Source organism: Microbacterium sp. NPDC057944 (assembly GCF_042887445.1).
Classification (GTDB): Bacteria; Actinomycetota; Actinomycetes; order Actinomycetales; family Microbacteriaceae; genus Microbacterium; species Microbacterium natoriense.
In genome coordinates this window covers 1,543,703-1,560,650 of record NZ_JBHVPJ010000001.1, presented here as the reverse complement: position 1 = coordinate 1,560,650, position 16,948 = coordinate 1,543,703, and the positions used below count along the sequence as shown (strand labels likewise).

Sequence of the window (16,948 nt, the reverse complement as noted above, 5' to 3'; positions counted from 1 at the left end):
CCCGTGGGCGTGATCGTGGTCGACGGCGTGCCCGGTTTCCGGGACGTCGGCGGCATCCCGGCATCCGGCGGGGTGATCCGCACCGGGCGCCTGTTCCGCTCGGGTCACCTCGCCGCGGTCGACGCGGGGGGAGCGGATGCCGTGCGCTCCCGCGTCCGCCGCATCGTCGACCTCCGCGCCGACGACGAGGTTTCCGAGGACGCCACCGCCGTCGACGGCGTCGCGATCACCCGGCTCCCGCTCTACCTCGGCTCGACCCGCTCCTTCTTCGTCGAGGACTTCAGCCTCGGCGAGATCTACGCGCACCTGCTCTCCCGCTCATCGGCGCAGCTCGTGGAGGCCGTGCGCATCATCGCCGAGGGCGAGCCGACGCTCGTCCACTGCACCGCGGGCAAGGACCGCACCGGCGTCACGATCGCGCTCGCGCTCTCGGCCGTCGGCGCCGACCGCGAGGCCGTCGTCGCCGACTACGCGCTCACCGCCGACCTCATCCCCGCCGAGCACCGCAAGGCGACCTCCGCGCGGCTCGCGGAGAAGTACCCCGAGTCCCGCCATGCGTGGATGCTCGCGACCGAGTCCCCCGCCGAGGTCATGCGCGACACCCTCGTCGCCCTCGACGCGGAGTGGGGATCGGCCGCCGACTACCTCCGCGCCCACGGCGTCACGTCCGACGAGCTCGCCGCGCTCCGCGACGCCCTCGTCTCCCCCGCAGATACCTCAGAAGGAGCATCGTCATGACGGCATCCGCCGACCTCGCCTGGTTCACCGAGGCGCGCCTCGGGATGTTCGTGCACTGGGGCCTGTACTCGCTGGCCGCCAGGCACGAGTGGGTCAAGAACCGCGAGCGCATGACGGATGCCGAGTACGAGCCGTACTTCGCGCACTTCGATCCCGACCGCTACGACCCGCGAGCCTGGGCGCGCACGGCGAAGGCCGCGGGCGCGGGCTACGTGGTGCTCACCGCGAAGCACCACGACGGCTTCTGCCTGTGGGACTCCGCGCTCACCGACTACACCTCGATGAACACGCCGTTCGGTCGCGACGCCGTCGCCGAGTTCGTCGACGCCTGCCGGGCCGAGGGGCTCCGCGTGGGCCTCTACTACTCCCTCATCGACTGGCACCACCCCTCGTTCCCCATCGACGGCACGCACCCGCAGCGCGACGACGAGGAGTTCAAGGCCGCAGCCGCCGACCGCGACATCCGCGACTATCAGCGCTACCTGCACGGGCAGGTCCGCGAGCTCCTCACCGGGTACGGGCAGATCGACTACCTGTTCTTCGACTTCTCCTACACCCACCGCCCCGACTACTGGGGCGGCAAGGGGGCGGCGGACTGGGATGCCGAGAACCTGCTGAGCATGGTCAGGGCGCTGCAGCCGAACATCATCGTGAACGACCGCCTCGGCATCCCCGGCGACATCGTCACCCCCGAGCAGTACCAGCCCCTGAAGCCGATGGAGCGCGACGGCGTCCCCGTCGCGTGGGAGGCCTGCCAGACCCTCGACGGCAGCTGGGGGTACGACCGCGACAACCTCGACGCGAAGAGCCCGGAGTCGCTGATCAAGCTGCTCATCGATGGGGTCTCGAAAGACGGCAACCTGCTGCTCAACGTCGGACCCGACGGCCGAGGGCGCCTCGACGCGACGGCGCAGCGCACCTTCGACGAGATCGCCTCCTGGATGGACGATCACGCCCGCTCCGTGCACGGCGCCGGCCCCGCCCCGTGGCAGGCGCCCGACGACACCCGGTACACGCTCCGCGGCGACCGCCTCTACGTGCACCTGTTCTCCTGGCCGTTCAAGCACCTGCACCTGCCCGGCCTCGCCGGCAAGGTCGGCTACGCGCAGCTGATGGCGGATGCCTCCGAACTGGTGCCGCTGCACATCGACCCGAACCGCGTGGCGCAGAACACGCTCATGGGCGGCCTCCCCGACGGGACGCTCACACTGCAGCTGCCGGTGCAGCGCCCCGACTCCCCCGTGCCGGTGATCGAGCTGTTCCTCACCGACGCCCCCTGAGCCGGTCGGGCCCCTCACCCCTCTCGCTTCCGCCCCCTCGGGATCGCGCACCGAGGGGCCCGACCCTCCACCCCCCCCATCCCTCGACGAGGAGGAAAAATGAAACGCCGAACGTTCATCCTGTCCGCCGTGGCCGGCGCCGCGGCGGCCGTCACCATCCCGCAGCAGGCGGGCGCCGCCGTGCTCGGCCGGCCGACCGCGGCATCCGCCCGCGATCGCATCGCGCCGATGCTGCCCGGCCGCGGCCCGTACTCGCACGTGTCGAGCATCGCCGAGCTGCAGACCGCGGTGCGCGCGATGACCAAGGGCGGCACGATCATCGTCGCCGACGGCACCTACGCCGTCACGGACGGCGCCCCCATCGACCTCACCGGAGTGGGCGGACGCGGCAACAAACCGCTCACGATCATGGCCGCGACCGTCGGAGGCGTCACCCTCACCGGAGCGCAGAGCTTCGTCTTCGACGGCACGCACGACCTCGTCATCAGCGGCTTCGTGTTCACGCAGTCGACGATGATCGAGGTCCTGCCGACCTGCAACGCCGTCACGTTCAGCCGCAACGAGTTCCGCCTGGCCGACATCGAGGGCATGCACTTCATGATGGTGCGCGCCGACAACACGGTGATCGAGTACAACCACTTCCACAGCAAGTCGACGCTGGGGCTGTTCCTCGGCATCGAGGGAGCGAACTCGACCGAGATGGCCGAGAACGTGCACATCCACCACAACTACTTCTCCGACCACTCCTTCCCCGGAGACAACGGCGGCGAGCCGATCCGCCTCGGCGTCAGCCCCCGCGCGCTGAGCAGCGCCTACGCGGTCGTCGAGTACAACCTCTTCGAGCGCACGAACGGCGACCCCGAGGCGATCTCGGTGAAGTCCAGCGACAACACCGTGCGCTTCAACACCTTCCGCGACAGCGGCGGCGGCATCGTGCTGCGGCACGGCAACCGCACGCGCGTGGAGTCGAACCACATCATCCGCGGCCAGCGCGGCATCCGCATCTACGGCAACGACCACGTCATCGTGAACAACTACATCGGCGAGACCGCCGACACCGCCGTCGTGCTCGGCGCGGGCACCGTGCGCGACCACTACGAGGGGGAGCCGGCGAACTCCCGCAACAAGAACGACGCGGTCGACCGCGTGCGCGTGGCGCTCAACACGATCGTGGGCAACGCGGGCGGCATCTCCGGTGAGACGCATCGTCCGATCCCCCCGGCCGACTGCGTGATCGTCGACAACATCATCCAGGGGGATGCCGGAACCCTCGCCAGCGTGCCCACCGGCACCGGCTTCACGTGGGCGGGCAACATCCTGTGGGGTGCCGCACCCGACGGCGACCTGCCTGCGTCCGGCTTCACGCGCGTCGATCCGCTGCTCAGCCGCGACGCCGCCGACGTGATGCGCATCGGCAGCGGCAGCCCCGCGGTGAACGCGGGGGCCCAGGACCACTCGGCGTTCGTGCGCGACGACATCGACGGCCGCAAGCGCACCGGTGCGGCCGACGTGGGCGCGCACGAGCTCGGCTGGGGCCACGCGAAGCGCGAGCCCCTCACCCCCGAAGACGTCGGCCCCCTCGCCTGCTGAGCACGCAGGAGGGGCGGGTGCCGACGGCATCCGCCCCTCCTGCGTCTCCCTCGGGGGCGACGGATCAGCGGGCGGCGGGGCCCGTCGACCCGCGCACGACGAGCGTGGTCGCGAGATCGAAGCCGTCGGCCGAGACCTCGGTGTCCGTCACGCGTCCGAGAAGCGCCGCCATGGCGTGGTCGCCGCCCTCGCGCAGCGGCGACTTGACCGTCGTGAGCGGCGGCGAGGTGAAGTCGGCCCCGAAGATGTCGTCGAAGCCGACGACGCTGATGTCGGCGGGGATGCGGATGCCGGTCTCGACGAGCTCCTGCATGAGGCCGATGGCGATGAGGTCGTTGTAGGCGATCACGGCGGTGGCGCCGCTGTCGCGCACGGCCACCGCGGCGCTGCGGCCCCCGGCGACGGTCGGTGCGACGGAGTCGAGCGTCGCGAGCTCGATGTGCGCCCACTCGCAGCGCTGGGCGAGCAGCTCGCCGCGGCGCCGAGCCATCCACGACAGCGGAGGACCCGGCACGTACGCGATGCGGCTGTGGCCGAGCCCGCGGAGGTGACGGACGGCCTCGGCGATGCCGTGCTGCACGTCGGGGATCACCGACAGCACATCGTCGACGAGGCGGTTCACGACCGCGACCGGCTTCTGCCGTGCGAGGGCCGTGATCTGCTCGTCCGACATGCGCGGGGTGGCCAGCAGCATCCCGTCGACCATGCGCAGCATCCGCTGGGCGCGCTCGTACTCGCGCTCGTCCGACTCCTCGGACTCGGTGAGCACCAGCGTGTAGCCCGACCGGGTGGCCGCCGCCTCCGCACCGCGGATGACGTCGAAGAACACCGGGTTCGTGATGTCGGAGACCACGAGGCCGACGATCGAGGTGCGCCCGGTCGGCAGCGCCCGTGCCATCGGGTTGACGTGGTAGTTGAGGGTCTCGGCCGCCGCGCGGATGCGGCGCTCGGTCACGGCGTTCACGCGACCGGGTCGGTTGAGCGCACGCGACACGGTCGACGGATTGACGCCGGCGAGCTTGGCGACGTCGTAGATCGTCACGCTCTCGGACGCACGCACGGCGTCCGACTCGGCGGGCGATCCGACCGCGATGTCGTCTGCCATGCCTAGCTCCTCACTGGTTCGACCCGCGTCGCCGCTGCGACGGGATCTTCTCCCAGCCTACGGAGTTCTCGTCCGATCGCCGCGCGCATTGCGGCGGCGGTTCCCCCCGCCCCGTCCAGGAGCGCGTCGATCTCGGCGGGCGAGTGGCCGCCGGCGATGGCCCAGGCCGCGATGACGGATGCCGGGGCCGCGGCATCCGCTCCCGATCGCAGCGCGTGGTCGAGCACGGGAACGATGCGGACGGGGAGCTTAAGGGTGCCGTCCGTCGCGATCTGCGCGAGCAGGTGACGGATGCGCGGGTTGGCGAACCGGACGCGCGTCGCGGCGATCGCCTCCTCGACCTCGCCGCGGGGCAGCACGCAGCTCTCCGCGGCGACGGTCCAGTACTCCTCCACGAGGTCGCGCAGGGCGGGGTCACCGAAGGCGGAGGCCACGTCGCCGATGCCGCGCAGCAGCCCGTGGTAGGCGAGGAGGGAGTGCGCGCCGTTGAGCAGCCGCAGCTTGCGCTGCTCATACGGTGCGAGGTCGCGCGTGAACCGCACGCCGACGCGTTCCCAGGCAGGACGGGGCCCGGCGAAGCCGTCTTCGATCACCCATTCCGAGAAGGGCTCGGTGACGACCGTGCCCTCGTCGCGGATGCCGGTGGCGCGCTCGACCTCGTCGATGTCGGCATCGGTCGTCCGAGGCGTGATGCGATCGACCATCGAGGAGAGGAACACGACGTGCTCGTCGATCCAGTCGGCGAGGGTGTGGTCGACCCTCATCGCCGCGTCGAACACGGCGTCCCTGGCGACGTCTCCGTTGCCGCCGAGGTTGTCGCAGCTGATGACGGTGAGCGGTCCCGCGCCCGAGGCTCGCCGGGCCGCGAGACCGCCGGCGAGCCTCGTCGACGCGGTGCCGCCGGGCAGGTAGCCCGCCTCGGTGACGGTGAGGGTGACGATGTGCGTCTCTGGGGCGGCGAGCGCGTGCTCCCAGGGGGCTCTCTCGGCGCCGTCGTGGACGGCGCGAATGCTGCGCACCTCGCTGAAGCCGTCGCCCTCCGCGCCCCTGGTGACGAGCGTGTACCGGCCGCCTCTCGCCTCGAGGAGGCGGGCCTGGGTCGCCGAGCGCCCGGTGAACGCGACGATCCGCCAGCGCTCCCCGACCTCAGCCGCGCGGTCGGTGTACCAGGCCTGATGGGCACGGTGGAAGGCGCCGACGCCCAGGTGCGCGATGGTGGGCGCCTCGGTCTCTGACTGCCCGTGCGGCATACGTTCTCCTCCGGTCGGATGCCGACGACGGCGTCGACTTCCGACATTCTATGGCAAACGGTTGCCAACCGCACGGGAGAACAGGTACCGTCGATGAGGGGATCCCCGCATCCCCCGCACGACCGCCGAAGGACAGCATGCCGACCACGAAGATGCATCCGGATCGACTGTTCCCCAGCGATCCCGCCACCCGAGACATCGCCCGCGAGCTCTACACCTCCGTCGCCGACGCCCCGATCTGCTCCCCGCACGGTCACGTCCCCGCCGCCCTGCTCGCCGAGAACGAGCCGTTCGCCTCGCCCACCGACCTGCTCATCACGGGCGACCACTACGTCACCCGCGTGCTGCACGGGGCCGGCATCCCCCTCGGCCGCGTGCAGGCGCCCTCCGGCGAGCCCGCTGTCGACCCTCGGGAAGCCTGGCGCGTGCTCGCCGCGCACTGGCGTCTCTTCCGGGCGACGCCCGTGCAGTACTGGCTCGAGTACCAGCTCAGCGAAGTCTTCGGGGTCACCGCACGGTTGAGCGCCGACACGGCGGACGCGATCTACGACGAGGTCGCCGAGCTCCTGCGCGAAGACGAGTTCCGCCCCCGTGCGCTGTTCGAGCGCTTCGGCGTCGATGTGCTCGCCACCACCGACGACCCCGCAGACGACCTCGCCGCGCACCGCGCCCTCACCTCCGACCCGAGCTTCCACGGCAGAGTGCTGCCCACGTTCCGCGCGGATCGGGTGATGGACCCGTCCGCGCCCGGATGGCTCGCCGCCGTCGATCGGCTGGCCGCGGCATCCGGCATCCCCTGCGGCACCTACGAGGGGATGCTGGCGGCGCTGCGCGCCCGACGCGCCTACTTCCGCTCGGTCGGCGGCACCGCGACCGACACGGGGGTGGCCGACGCGTGGGCCGTTCCGCTCGACCCCGCCGAGGCCGCGCGCATCCACGTCGCCGGCTTCCGCGGCCGTGCGACCGCCGCGGAGGGCGTCGCCTACCGCCGCGACATCCTCTACCGGCTCATCGAGATGTCGGCCGACGACGGCATGGTGATGCAGCTGCACCCGGGGGTGCATCGCAACCACCACGCGCCGACGCTCGCGCGCCATGGCGCCGACACCGGTCATGACCTGCCGCTGCCCACCACGTACACCGAGCCGCTGCGCCAGGCGCTGAACGACTTCGGCACGGGCACCGCGCTGCGGCTCGTGCTGTTCACGGTCGACGAGACCGCGTTCTCGCGCGAGCTCGCCCCCCTCGCCGGCTTCTACCCGAGCGTGTACGTCGGCGCCCCGTGGTGGTTCCTCGACACCCCCGACGCGATGGAGCGCTACCGCCGCGCCATCACCGACAGCGCGGGCTTCGCGAAGACCTCGGGCTTCATCGACGACACGAGGGCGTTCTGCTCGATCCCCGCGCGTCACGACATGGCACGCAGAGCCGATGCCTCGTACCTCGCGTCGCTCGTCGCCACGCACCGGCTGACCGAGGCGGATGCCGCGGAGATCGCGCTCGACCTCGTGCAGCGCATCCCCTACGACACGTTCCGCATCCCGCGCTGAGTCGACGGCCCCACCCGGTCGTCGAGCGAGGGAGGGCAGCGACCGAGGCGAAACACCCCGCACACGGAACGGCCGCCCCTCGAGAGGGACGGCCGCTCGCGTGTGCGCGGGCTACGGGGCGCTCGGGCCGACCTTGGAGGTGGTCAGCGGAGCACGCGTCGCCGCGTTGCCGGTCGTCTCGTGGGCGCCGACGTCGTAGACGCCCGCACGCTGACGGCCCTCGATGTCATCCGTCACCCACGTGCCGTGGTCGGTCATGAACGCCGCGTTCACCGCGGGGCTCGACGAGCCGATCTTCCACACGCCCGTGGCATCCTGGGCGAGCTGCGGGTTGACCCGCGTGTATCCCACCGTGGGGATGTTCCCGTTGGCGGCCGACCCCCACAGGATGTTGCCGCGCCAGTAGAAGTCCTGCATGAGCGGGACGTCGGCGAGCTTGTTCGTGCTGCCCTGGAAGATGTTGTCGACGATCGTCACGTTCCGCGGCTCCACCGTGCGGTGCGTCTCGCCGGCCAGGCCGTTGACGTTGTTCACGACGGTGTTCAGTCCGATGCGGATGCGGTCAGGAGCGTCGTACTTCTTGCGCGAGTCGGCACTCTCCCCCACGAAGTGGTCGCGCACCGTGCCGGAGCCGACGATGATCGCCCCGTCGACGTTGCTGATGCCGCTCACGTAGTTGTTCATGATCACGTGGTCGTTGCCGTAGATGCGGATGCCGTTCTCGCCGTTGAGGATGTAGTTCGACAGCACCTTGTTGTTGTTGCCGTGGCGCAGCACGATGCCGCCCTTGCTGTCGCGGATCGTGTTGTAGCGGATGGTGTGCCCGCTGGACTTGACCGAGATCGCCTCGGGGTCGCCGTTCGCGTTCTCGAACAGGTTGTACTCCACGATCGCACCTCCGCTGGAGAGCGCCTTCGGGCTGGTGCCGAGCCTGATCGACTCGCCGCCGTTGGCTCCGGCGAAGGTCTGGTCGGAGAAGTAGTTGTGGTGGATGTGGGAGTTCTTGGCGACGGTGTCCGTTCCCGGTCCCTCGATGCCGAGGTAGACGCCGATCGTGCTCTTGCCGTGGAACCAGTTGTACGCGATCTCCGAGTCGTCCGAGCGGACGATCAGGTTGTGCTCGGCCGACTGGGCGAAGAGGAACTCGTTGCGGATGAAGTCCACCGCCTTGCTGCTCGAGCCCACGTCGATCGTCGTCGACTGCGTGAACCTGAAGCCCTGGATGCTGACGTCGTGCACGCCGGAGAAGGAGAAGCTCGATGATCCGGTCAGCGTCACTCCGCCGACGGTCTCGGCCTTGATGGTCACCGGCTCGGATGAGGTCCCGGAGGCGCCGGATCCGAGGCTCACCGCGGAGGAGACGCTGTAGCTGCCGTTCTTCAGCACGATCGTGTCACCGGGATCGGAGTTGTTGATGGCGGTCTGCAGCGCCGAGATCGAGGTGACCGTGGTGGTCGAACCGCTGCTGGTGCCGCCGCCCGGGGTACCCGGCGTGCCGTAGACCTGCAGCTCCCAGAGCGAGTAGCCGTAGGCGGTGCCGCGCGCGGTGCCGTGCACCCGCAGGTAGCGGCCGGTGCCGTCGAGCCCTGTGATGTCATCGGTGCCGCCGTCGCCCGCCGTCTCGTTCTTGAGCGTGGTCCAGGTCGTGCCGTCGTCCGAGATCTGCACCGTGTACGTCGATGCGTACGCGTCCTCCCAGTTCAGCAGCACCCGAGACACCGAGGCTCCGGCGCCCAGGTCGACCGTGATCCACTGCGGATCGACGCCCTCCTGGCTCGCCCAGCGGGTGGTCGAGGATCCGTCCAGAGCGGCGGATGCGGGGAACGCGGACGTCTCCACGGAGGATGCCGTCGCCGGACGCCCCTGCGAGATGAGCGTCTCGGCGAGCGGGCCGACCTCGGTGGAGGTCAGCGGGCCCGCCTGGACTGCCGGCGACGCCGGTGCGGCGGACGGGGGTGCGATCTCCGCGGCGCCGGCCGCAGCCGGCACGCAGGTCAGCGACAGGGTCGCGGCGGCGAGCACCGCGATGACCCGATGGGTGGTCTTCATATGCAGCTTCCGATCTTCATCGATGGGGAGACGCGGTCAGGGGGTGACCGCGACGTTGGTGAGCCCGGAGGTGGCGCCTGTCACGGTGTTCGAGGCGTAGACCTTGTTGGGGTTGGCTGAGCACTTCGAGGTCGAGGAGACGAACACCGCGTAGCGGCCGACGCCGCCGAGGTCGGAGTCGTTGCCGCGCCAGATGTTGCCGCATCCCCAGCCGGTGAGCGGATTGTGGGTCTCGTAGCCGTTCGCGAAGACGCCGGGAGAGGAGAAGGTTCCGGTGTTGTCCTCGAAGAGGTACCCGTTGCCCTTGACGTCGACCCAGGAGTCGGCCGAGTTCTGCCCGGAGAGCCCGGTGCCGTCGAAGGTGTTGCCGCGGACGACACCGCCCTCGGTGCCCTCCTTGACGTCGATGTGCTCGGCGGCGATCCCTGGGCCGAAGGCGTTGTCGAGCACCTGGACCCGGTCGGAGCGGTCGCGCCCGGACGAATCGGCGTAGCAGGTGAAGTTGGAGTTCGCGGAGCCGAGGTAGAGGCCCTCGCCGTACCCGGGCTGGGCGAGTCCGGTGCGCATGATCTGCGAGTTCCTGATGACGCCGTCGGCGGAGGACTTCCGGAAGTGCACTCCCTCGTCGTCGATGTCGCGCACGAGCACCCCGTCGATCGTGACGTGGGTCGCCGTGTCGAGCACGATGCCCTTCTTCGCGTCGGCGACGGTGAGGCCCGAGACGTTCCAGTAGGAGGCGCCGTACAGCCAGAGACCGTATCCGGAGTCCCAGCCGTCGCCGGGGTGCGGGCATCCGTTCAGGGTGCCGCTGGGGCCGTCGTTCGTGATGACGGCCGTGCGCGGACCGGTGAGCGTGATGGGAGCGGATGCCGTGCCCGGCGTCGTCGCGACGAAGCTGCCCTGGTAGGTCCCCGGCGCGAGGCGGATGGTCTGGCCGGGGGTCGCGACCGCGAGGGCCGACGTGAGCTGCGCCGCCGTGGAGACGTCGACGATCGTGCCGCCGCCCGGCGTGCCGGTGCCGGCCGTGCCGTACACCTGGACCTCGTACAGCGAGTATCCGTACGAGGTGCCGCGGGCGGTGCCGTGGATGCGCAGATAGCGTCCGGTGCCGTTCAGTCCCGTGATGTCGTCGGTGCCGCCGTCGCCCGCCGTCTCGTCCTTCAGCGTCGTCCACGACGACCCGTCGGCGGAGATCTGCACTCGGTACTTCGACGCGTACGCGGCCTCCCAGTTCAGCAGCACCCGCGATACGGACGCCCCGACGCCCAGGTCGATCTGGATCCACTGCGGGTCGACGCCCTCCACGCTCGCCCAGCGCGTCGTTCCCGACCCGTCCACCGCGGCGGATGCCGGGAATGCCGATGTCTCCACCGACGACGCCGTGGCCGGACGCCCCTGCGAGATCAGGGTCGCCGCGGTGACGGATGCGGCCGGCTGAGCCGCGGAGGCTGTTGCCGGAGTGGGGCCCGCGGTCACGGGTGCCGAGGCCGCCGGCGATGCGGCGCCCGTGGAGGCGGAGGCCGCTGTGGCGAAGCCGAGTGGCAGCGCGACCGCGGCGGCGACGCAGGCCGTGAGGAGGCGCCTGCGGAAGGAAGTGGATCGTGCGTGTGACATCGTCGTCTCCTGCGCGTTCGGAAGAGCATCCGTCGGAGCCGGTCAGCCCCGTTCGTAAAACTTCTTACCATTAGTCGGCCGGTGTACGCCAGTCTTTTTGGCAAACGTTTGCCAGCCGGACGACACCACTCTACGACACGGAACCGCTCCCGAGCCAGCACGAATGCTCACGCGCAATCGGCACCTCGCGCCGGTACACGGCGGGCGCAGCGACATCAGGTGCCGGATCGAGGGACTCGCTTCCCCGCCGTGAGCGCGACGTCAGGCCGCGAGGTAGGAGCGCAGCGTCGCCGCCTCGGATGCGAGGAGCGACGGGTCATCGCCGGGCACGAACTCCAGCAGCGCGTCGCGCGGCGGCTGCGCGGCGGCGCGCGCATCGGAGAAGAAGCGCGTCCACAGATCTGCGCGCTCGCGGAGCGGGAGGCGCTCCTTCACCGGCCACCAGGAGAAGACATGGGCGGCGCTCGTGTGGGCCGCGATCTGTCGGTACTCGTCGATGGCGTCATCGACCGATGCCGCGACCGTCGGCTGCCAGTAGGTGCGCAGGTGCGGACTCCCGACCTCGGCGAGGAGCCGCAGCGTCGACGGCGCGGTGGCGGCGAGGGTGCCGGAGTGGAACTCCAGCGCCAGTTCGATGCCCCACTCTCCGGCTTCGGATGCCGCGGCCCGCAGCCGCTCGACGACCTGTGCCCACTCGGCATCCGTCGCTTCTGCGGCGTCGACGGAACCCGCCCAGATCCGCACGCGGTCGGCGCCGAGAGCCTCCGCGCTGTCGAGGACGGGGGTGATGTCCTCCCCCGCTCCCGCCCGGAAGTACGCCCCGTACGACGCCACCGCGAGGCCGGCATCCCTCGTCGCCCGCGCGACCCGCTGCGCACGGCCGGTGTCACCCGCAGGCACGTGCACGTCGCCGCCCCACTCGATCGCCTCGAGCCCGGCATCGGCGGCGAGCGCGATGATCTCCTCGGGCCCGAGCGCTCGGAAGGTCACCGAGCAGAGCCCCGCACGGATCCTGGTCATGTGCTCATCCTCTCGTGTTCTCTCCTGCAGTGCCGCAGCTTCGTCTCGCCGGAACCCCGTTTCGTCTCGGTCGCTCCGCTCCCTCGCTCAACGACCGAAGGGAGGAGTGGCCTCACCCCAGGTGCGGTGACACCGCGGCAGCGAAGGTCTCCGCGGTGCGGCGCACGACGGCATCCGGAGCATCCGCCCAGATGTCGGCGTTGAAGATCTCGACCTCGATGTCGCGGTTATAGCCGGCCTGGACGACGGCACGGGTGAGCGAGCCGAAGTCGATCACCCCGTCGCCCGTGTAGTGCCGTGACAGCAGCACATCGGCGGCGAGCGGGGTCTTCCAGTCGCACACCTGGTACGTCGCGATGCGGCCCTCCCGCCCTGCGCGGGCGATCTGGTCGAGCACCTGCGGGTCCCACCAGATGTGGAAGGTGTCGACCGCCGCGCCGACGACCGCGGGCTCGAAGTCCGCCGCGATGTCGAGCGCCTGGCCGAGGGTCGAGACGACCGCCCGGTCAGACGCGTACATCGGATGCAGCGGCTCGATCGCGAGCGTCACCCCCGCGGCCCTCGCGTCGTCGGCGAGCACGCCGATCGCATCACGCACTCGTTCCCGCGCGCCCACGAGATCGCGTGAGCCCTCGGGAAGACCGCCGGCCACGAGCACGAGCACGGCCGTCGACCCGTCGGCGCCGGCAGCGGCGAGCGTCGCGGTCTCCTCGATCGCGCGACGGTTGTCATCGAGCGCTGCGGTGCGCTCCGGTCCGTCGGGCAGGGTGAAGAACCCACCGCGGCAGTGCGTCGTGAACCGCAGACCCGAGTCGGCGAGCATCCGCGCGGCGACGTCGAGTCCGACCTCGTTCACGGGCTCGCGCCACAGTCCGATGGCCTGGATGCCGGCATCCGCCGTCACCCGCAGGGCCGTCGCGAGGTCGGCGTGCTTGATCGTGGCCTGATTGATCGACATGCGAGGGTCAGGGGCGCCGTCGCTCTGTCGGCTCAGATCCCGAATGCCGGTCGAAGGGATGCCGTGTCGACCGACATTCGGGTTCCCCGCCGACATTGCGGCCTGACTGCTCATGCGTCGACTCCGTTCAGACGCAGCATCCCGTGCCAGCGCTCTCGCGCGAGCTCCGGATGCTCCAGCGCGAGCGAGGCGTTCGCGAGCTCGACGATGCGGCTGAGGTGCGGGAGACTGCGGGCCGAGTGGAGCCCCGCGACCATCTGGAACGCGGGCTGGTGACCGTTCAGCCAGGACAGGAAGGCGACGCCGGTCTTGTAGTAGAACGTCGGCGCGGCGAAGACCTGCCGACTGAGCTCTTCCGTCGGGCCCAGGATCTCCCGGTAGCGCGCCGGATCCCCTGCGTCCAGAGCCTGGATCGCCGCCGACGCGACCGGGGTGATCGCCGCGAACGCGCCGAGCAGCGCATCGGAGTGCCCGCGCTCGGAGCCGCCGAGTTCACGTCCTCTCGCCGAGTGCACGGCATCCTCACGCGAGCTTGCCGTGCGCTCGGCGACGTCCCGTGAATTCGACGTTCCCGCATCCGGCGCCGTATCGCCGCCGATGAGACCCACGTAGTTGAAGTCGTCGCCGGTGAACATGCGCACGCCGTCGGGCAGCTGCGAGCGCACGACGATCTCGCTCTCGGCGTTCAGCAGGCTCATCTTCACTCCCCCGACCTTGCCGGGGTTCTCCGCGATGATGTCGAGGAGCACGGCGGATGCCGTCTGCCAGTCGTCCGCTCCGAAATAGCCCGCGAGCTCCGGATCGAAGGCCGTGCCCAGCCAGTGCAGCACCACCGGGACGGTCGCGCTCTCCAGCACCGCGCGGTACACGCGACGGTAGTCGTCGGCATCCGCGGCCACGCGCGCGAGGTGGCGGGAGGCCATCAGCACCGGCCCCGCCCCCTGCTCCTCGGTGAAGTGCAGCTGCTCCCGGTAGGCGTCGATCACCCGATCGAGCGAGATGCGCTGCTCGTCGACGTGGTCGGTGTTGACACCGACCACGACCGAGCCGCCTTCCTCGCGCGCCACCTCGGCGCTGCGGGCGATGAGCTCGCGGGTGGCCGCGGCATCCAGTCCCATGTTGCGCTGCGCCGTGTCCATGGCGTCGGCGACGCCGAGACCCCACGAGTACACGTTGCGACGGAACGCGAGGGTGGAGTCCCAGTCGATGTCGGCGGGACGACCAGGGGTGTTGTCGGCGTGCACCTTCGGCACGACGTGCGCCGCGGCGTACGCGACGCGGCTGCGCAGAGCGGATGCCGGGCGCGCGTAGCCTCCGGAGTCGTTCAGCGCCGCGTGCGACACCGTGCCGTCGGGCGCGAGGAGCGTCAGGGTGGCCATCAGAGCGCCAGCGGTTCGATGGCGATCTTGCGACCCTCGGCACTGGAGGTGAGGCCGGCTTCGGCGAACTGCACGCCCTTGGCGCCGGCGAGCAGGTCGAACGGGTACTCAGTGCCCTCGACGTAGGAGACGAGGTACTCCTCCCACTGCTGGCGGAAGCCGTTGAGGAACACGTCGTTGGTCGGGACCTTCTGCCAGTCGGCGTCGTAGTCGCGGGTGTCCTCGAGGTCGGGGTTCCACACCGGCTTCGGCGTGGCGTTGCGCGGCTGGATCTTCGCGCCGAACAGTCCGACCACGGCGGAGCCGTGCGTGCCGTCGACCTGGAACTCGACGAGCTCGTCGCGGTTCACGCGCACGGTCCAACTGGAGTTGATCTCGGCGATGATGCCGCCCTCGATCTCGAAGATGCCGTACGCGGCGTCCTCGGCGGTGGCGGTGTAGTGCTCGCCCTTCTCGTCCCACCGGTCGGCGATGTGCACGGCGGCCTGCGCGTACACGCTCCTGACCTCGCCGAACAGGTTCTCCAGCACGTAGTTCCAGTGCGGGAACATGTCGGAGATGATGCCGCCGCCGTCTTCGGTGCGGTAGTTCCAGCTCGGGCGCTGGGCGGGCTGCCAGTCCCCCTCGAAGACCCAGTAGCCGAACTCGCCGCGCACCGACAGGATGCGTCCGAAGAAGCCGGAGTCGATGAGGCGCTTGAGCTTCTGCAGGCCGGGGAGGTACAGCTTGTCGTGCACGACGCCGGTCTTGACGCCGGCCGTCTTCGCCAGCCGGGCGAGTTCGAGCGCTTCGTCGAGGGACTCCGCGGTGGGCTTCTCCGTGTAGATCGCCTTCCCCGCGACGATGGCCTTGCGGATCGCGGATGCTCTGGCCTTCGTCACGAGGAAGTCGGCGTAGATCTCCCACCGCGGGTCGGCGAGCGCGGCATCCAGATCGGTCGTGTAGTCCTCGATGCCGTGCTTCTCGGCGAGCTCGGCGAGCTTCGCCTCGTTGCGTCCGACCAGGATCGGCTTCACGGTGATGCGGCTCCCGTCCGGCAGCTCGATGCCGCCCTCCTCGCGGATCGCGAGGATCGAGCGCACCAGGTGCTGCCGGTAGCCCATGCGCCCGGAGACGCCGTTCATGATGATCCCGATCTCGCGGGTGGTCGCCTGTGACATCAGTGGTCCGTTCTGTGGGAAGTGGGTGCGCGTCCATCAGTGCGGGTAAGCGCTTTCCGACAGCATCCCATGCCACATCGCGTTCTCGCAACCCTTCTAGGAAAGCGCATTCCGGCCTGCCCGTTCCCTCACGATCGGTCAGAAACGCATCCGGCAGCGAACCCGCGGCCGCGTTTTCGATCGATCCTGCGGGCTGCGGGCAGGGGGCAGGGCGGCAGGCCGGCGGCCGGGTCAGCGAGTGCTGGAGCGCTCGATCAGCAGCGTCGGGATGATCGAGGGGCCGGATGCCGGCCCCTCGCCCTCGATGTCGGCGACCAGCGCGGCGACCGCACGGTGAGCGAGGGCCGTGAAGTCCTGGCGGATCGTCGTCAGCGGCGGGCGGTAGTTCGCGGCATCCGGGACGTCGTCGAAGCCGATCACGGCGACGTCGTCCGGCACACGGCGCCCCGACTCGGCGAGCGCGCGCAGCAGCCCCAGCGCCATCTGGTCGTTCGCGCAGAAGACGGCGGATGCCGCGGAGAGGGCGGCCCCCGCGACGTATCCCGACTCGGCGCTCCAGTCGCCCCTGACCACCTCGGGGGCGTCGATCCCGGCCGCGGCGAGGGAGTCCCGCCACCCGCGCTCGCGCTCGGCCGCCGCGAAGGAGTCGGCAGGCCCCGCGAGGTGGTGGACGATCGGGTGCCCGAGCTCAAGGAGTCGTGCGGCGGCCAGTGCCGCGCCTCCGGCGTGGTCGCTGTGCACGGAGATGAAACCGTCGTCGGTGGCCGCATCGACCACGACGAGCCGCAGTCCGGCGGGACGCTGAGCGGTCGGCACCTGCGCGGAGGCCTCGTTCAGCACGATCGCACCGTCGACCTCCTGCTCGGCGAGGTGCTCGAACGCCTCGGCGACGCCACCGGACGCGGTGACGAGCGTGAGGGCGTATTCGCGCTCCGCCGCGGCCTCGGCTGTGGCCTGCAGCATCCGCGAGTTGCCGACGGTGGCGAGGGTCGTGACGACGAGGCCGATGGTCTGCGAGCGGCCGGTGCGCAGAGCCCTGGCGGCACGGTGCGGGCGGTAGCCGAGCTCGGCCATCGCCTTCTCGACGCGCTCGCGCGTGGCGGGGTCGACCCGGGGGCTGTCGTTGACGACGCGGGAGACGGTCTGGCCGGAGACGCCGGCGCGGGCGGCGACGAGGGCCATCGACACCCGCCCCGATGCCGGGCGACGGCGCGGCATCTGCTCGCCGGGGAGTCCGAGTTCGCTGCGGGTCACC

The 16,948-nt window shown here is 70.6% G+C and carries 13 protein-coding genes; 4 read left to right on the top strand and 9 right to left on the bottom strand.

The window, feature by feature from the left end:
- The first annotated feature begins 3 nt into the window (after positions 1-3).
- The 3 genes from ACFVRO_RS07020 to ACFVRO_RS07010 all read left to right on the top strand — a co-directional run bounded on the left by ACFVRO_RS07020 (position 4) and on the right by ACFVRO_RS07010 (position 3,608).
- On the top strand, positions 4-738 hold the full coding sequence (locus tag ACFVRO_RS07020; RefSeq protein ID WP_386950753.1) for a tyrosine-protein phosphatase: 735 nt from the start codon (positions 4-6) through the stop codon (positions 736-738).
- The gene (locus tag ACFVRO_RS07015) at positions 735-2,018 is read left to right on the top strand and encodes an alpha-L-fucosidase (RefSeq protein ID WP_386950750.1); all 1,284 of its coding nucleotides are present in this window, start codon (positions 735-737) and stop codon (positions 2,016-2,018) included. Before ACFVRO_RS07020 ends, ACFVRO_RS07015 begins: the two co-directional genes overlap by 4 nt.
- A gap of 99 nt (positions 2,019-2,117) precedes the next feature.
- Complete coding sequence (locus tag ACFVRO_RS07010; RefSeq protein ID WP_386950747.1) at positions 2,118-3,608, top strand: polysaccharide lyase 6 family protein; 1,491 nt, start codon at positions 2,118-2,120, stop codon at positions 3,606-3,608.
- Positions 3,609-3,672: 64 nt separating this feature from the next.
- Here ACFVRO_RS07010 and ACFVRO_RS07005 read toward each other — a convergent pair whose 3' ends face one another.
- Both ACFVRO_RS07005 and ACFVRO_RS07000 read right to left on the bottom strand, forming a co-directional pair.
- Positions 3,673-4,713 carry a LacI family DNA-binding transcriptional regulator gene (locus ACFVRO_RS07005; RefSeq protein ID WP_386950744.1) on the bottom strand — a complete coding sequence of 347 codons (1,041 nt, stop codon included), beginning with the start codon at positions 4,711-4,713 and terminating at the stop codon, positions 3,673-3,675.
- A 2-nt stretch (positions 4,714-4,715) separates the two neighbouring features.
- Positions 4,716-5,963 carry a mannitol dehydrogenase family protein gene (locus ACFVRO_RS07000; RefSeq protein WP_386950741.1) on the bottom strand — a complete coding sequence of 416 codons (1,248 nt, stop codon included), beginning with the start codon at positions 5,961-5,963 and terminating at the stop codon, positions 4,716-4,718.
- A 137-nt stretch (positions 5,964-6,100) separates the two neighbouring features.
- Here ACFVRO_RS07000 and uxaC point away from each other — a divergent pair, with 137 nt between their 5' ends.
- Positions 6,101-7,513 carry a glucuronate isomerase gene (gene uxaC / locus ACFVRO_RS06995; protein WP_386950739.1) on the top strand — a complete coding sequence of 471 codons (1,413 nt, stop codon included), beginning with the start codon at positions 6,101-6,103 and terminating at the stop codon, positions 7,511-7,513.
- 111 nt (positions 7,514-7,624) lie between these two features.
- On the opposite strand, the gene ACFVRO_RS06990 is transcribed toward uxaC, so the two are convergent.
- The 7 genes from ACFVRO_RS06990 to ACFVRO_RS06960 form a co-directional block, all read right to left on the bottom strand.
- The gene (locus ACFVRO_RS06990; protein ID WP_386950736.1) at positions 7,625-9,562 is read right to left on the bottom strand and encodes a chondroitinase-B domain-containing protein; all 1,938 of its coding nucleotides are present in this window, start codon (positions 9,560-9,562) and stop codon (positions 7,625-7,627) included.
- A 36-nt stretch (positions 9,563-9,598) separates the two neighbouring features.
- Positions 9,599-11,176, bottom strand: a complete 1,578-nt coding sequence (locus ACFVRO_RS06985; protein ID WP_386950733.1) for a discoidin domain-containing protein — start codon at positions 11,174-11,176, stop codon at positions 9,599-9,601.
- Between the two features lie 261 nt (positions 11,177-11,437).
- Complete coding sequence (locus tag ACFVRO_RS06980; RefSeq protein WP_386950730.1) at positions 11,438-12,196, bottom strand: sugar phosphate isomerase/epimerase family protein; 759 nt, start codon at positions 12,194-12,196, stop codon at positions 11,438-11,440.
- A gap of 112 nt (positions 12,197-12,308) precedes the next feature.
- Positions 12,309-13,154: a sugar phosphate isomerase/epimerase family protein gene (locus ACFVRO_RS06975; RefSeq protein WP_386950728.1), complete on the bottom strand. Its 846-nt coding sequence runs from the start codon at positions 13,152-13,154 to the stop codon at positions 12,309-12,311.
- Positions 13,155-13,264: 110 nt separating this feature from the next.
- Positions 13,265-14,533, bottom strand: coding sequence for a dihydrodipicolinate synthase family protein (locus ACFVRO_RS06970; RefSeq protein WP_386950726.1), 1,269 nt, complete (start codon positions 14,531-14,533; stop codon positions 13,265-13,267).
- A complete protein-coding gene (locus ACFVRO_RS06965) occupies positions 14,533-15,693 on the bottom strand; it encodes a Gfo/Idh/MocA family protein (protein ID WP_386950723.1) in 1,161 nt (386 codons plus the stop codon). The genes ACFVRO_RS06970 and ACFVRO_RS06965 overlap by 1 nt, the downstream gene beginning before the upstream one ends.
- Positions 15,694-15,924: 231 nt before the next feature.
- Positions 15,925-16,875: a LacI family DNA-binding transcriptional regulator gene (locus ACFVRO_RS06960; protein ID WP_386951612.1), complete on the bottom strand. Its 951-nt coding sequence runs from the start codon at positions 16,873-16,875 to the stop codon at positions 15,925-15,927.
- Positions 16,876-16,948 lie beyond the last annotated feature (73 nt).

What these genes read in the sequence shown, in the direction of transcription:
- ACFVRO_RS07015 (WP_386950750.1), top strand. Translation starts at nt 735, where the DNA reads ATGACGGCATCCGCCGACCTCGCCTGGTTCACCGAGGCGCGCCTCGGG.
- ACFVRO_RS07010 (WP_386950747.1), top strand. Translation starts at nt 2,118, where the DNA reads ATGAAACGCCGAACGTTCATCCTGTCCGCCGTGGCCGGCGCCGCGGCG.
- ACFVRO_RS07005 (WP_386950744.1), bottom strand. Translation starts at nt 4,713, where the DNA reads ATGGCAGACGACATCGCGGTCGGATCGCCCGCCGAGTCGGACGCCGTG.
- ACFVRO_RS07000 (WP_386950741.1), bottom strand. Translation starts at nt 5,963, where the DNA reads ATGCCGCACGGGCAGTCAGAGACCGAGGCGCCCACCATCGCGCACCTG.
- uxaC (WP_386950739.1), top strand. Translation starts at nt 6,101, where the DNA reads ATGCCGACCACGAAGATGCATCCGGATCGACTGTTCCCCAGCGATCCC.
- ACFVRO_RS06990 (WP_386950736.1), bottom strand. Translation starts at nt 9,562, where the DNA reads ATGAAGACCACCCATCGGGTCATCGCGGTGCTCGCCGCCGCGACCCTG.
- ACFVRO_RS06985 (WP_386950733.1), bottom strand. Translation starts at nt 11,176, where the DNA reads ATGTCACACGCACGATCCACTTCCTTCCGCAGGCGCCTCCTCACGGCC.
- ACFVRO_RS06980 (WP_386950730.1), bottom strand. Translation starts at nt 12,196, where the DNA reads ATGACCAGGATCCGTGCGGGGCTCTGCTCGGTGACCTTCCGAGCGCTC.
- ACFVRO_RS06975 (WP_386950728.1), bottom strand. Translation starts at nt 13,154, where the DNA reads ATGTCGATCAATCAGGCCACGATCAAGCACGCCGACCTCGCGACGGCC.
- ACFVRO_RS06970 (WP_386950726.1), bottom strand. Translation starts at nt 14,533, where the DNA reads ATGGCCACCCTGACGCTCCTCGCGCCCGACGGCACGGTGTCGCACGCG.
- ACFVRO_RS06965 (WP_386950723.1), bottom strand. Translation starts at nt 15,693, where the DNA reads ATGTCACAGGCGACCACCCGCGAGATCGGGATCATCATGAACGGCGTC.
- ACFVRO_RS06960 (WP_386951612.1), bottom strand. Translation starts at nt 16,875, where the DNA reads ATGGCCCTCGTCGCCGCCCGCGCCGGCGTCTCCGGCCAGACCGTCTCC.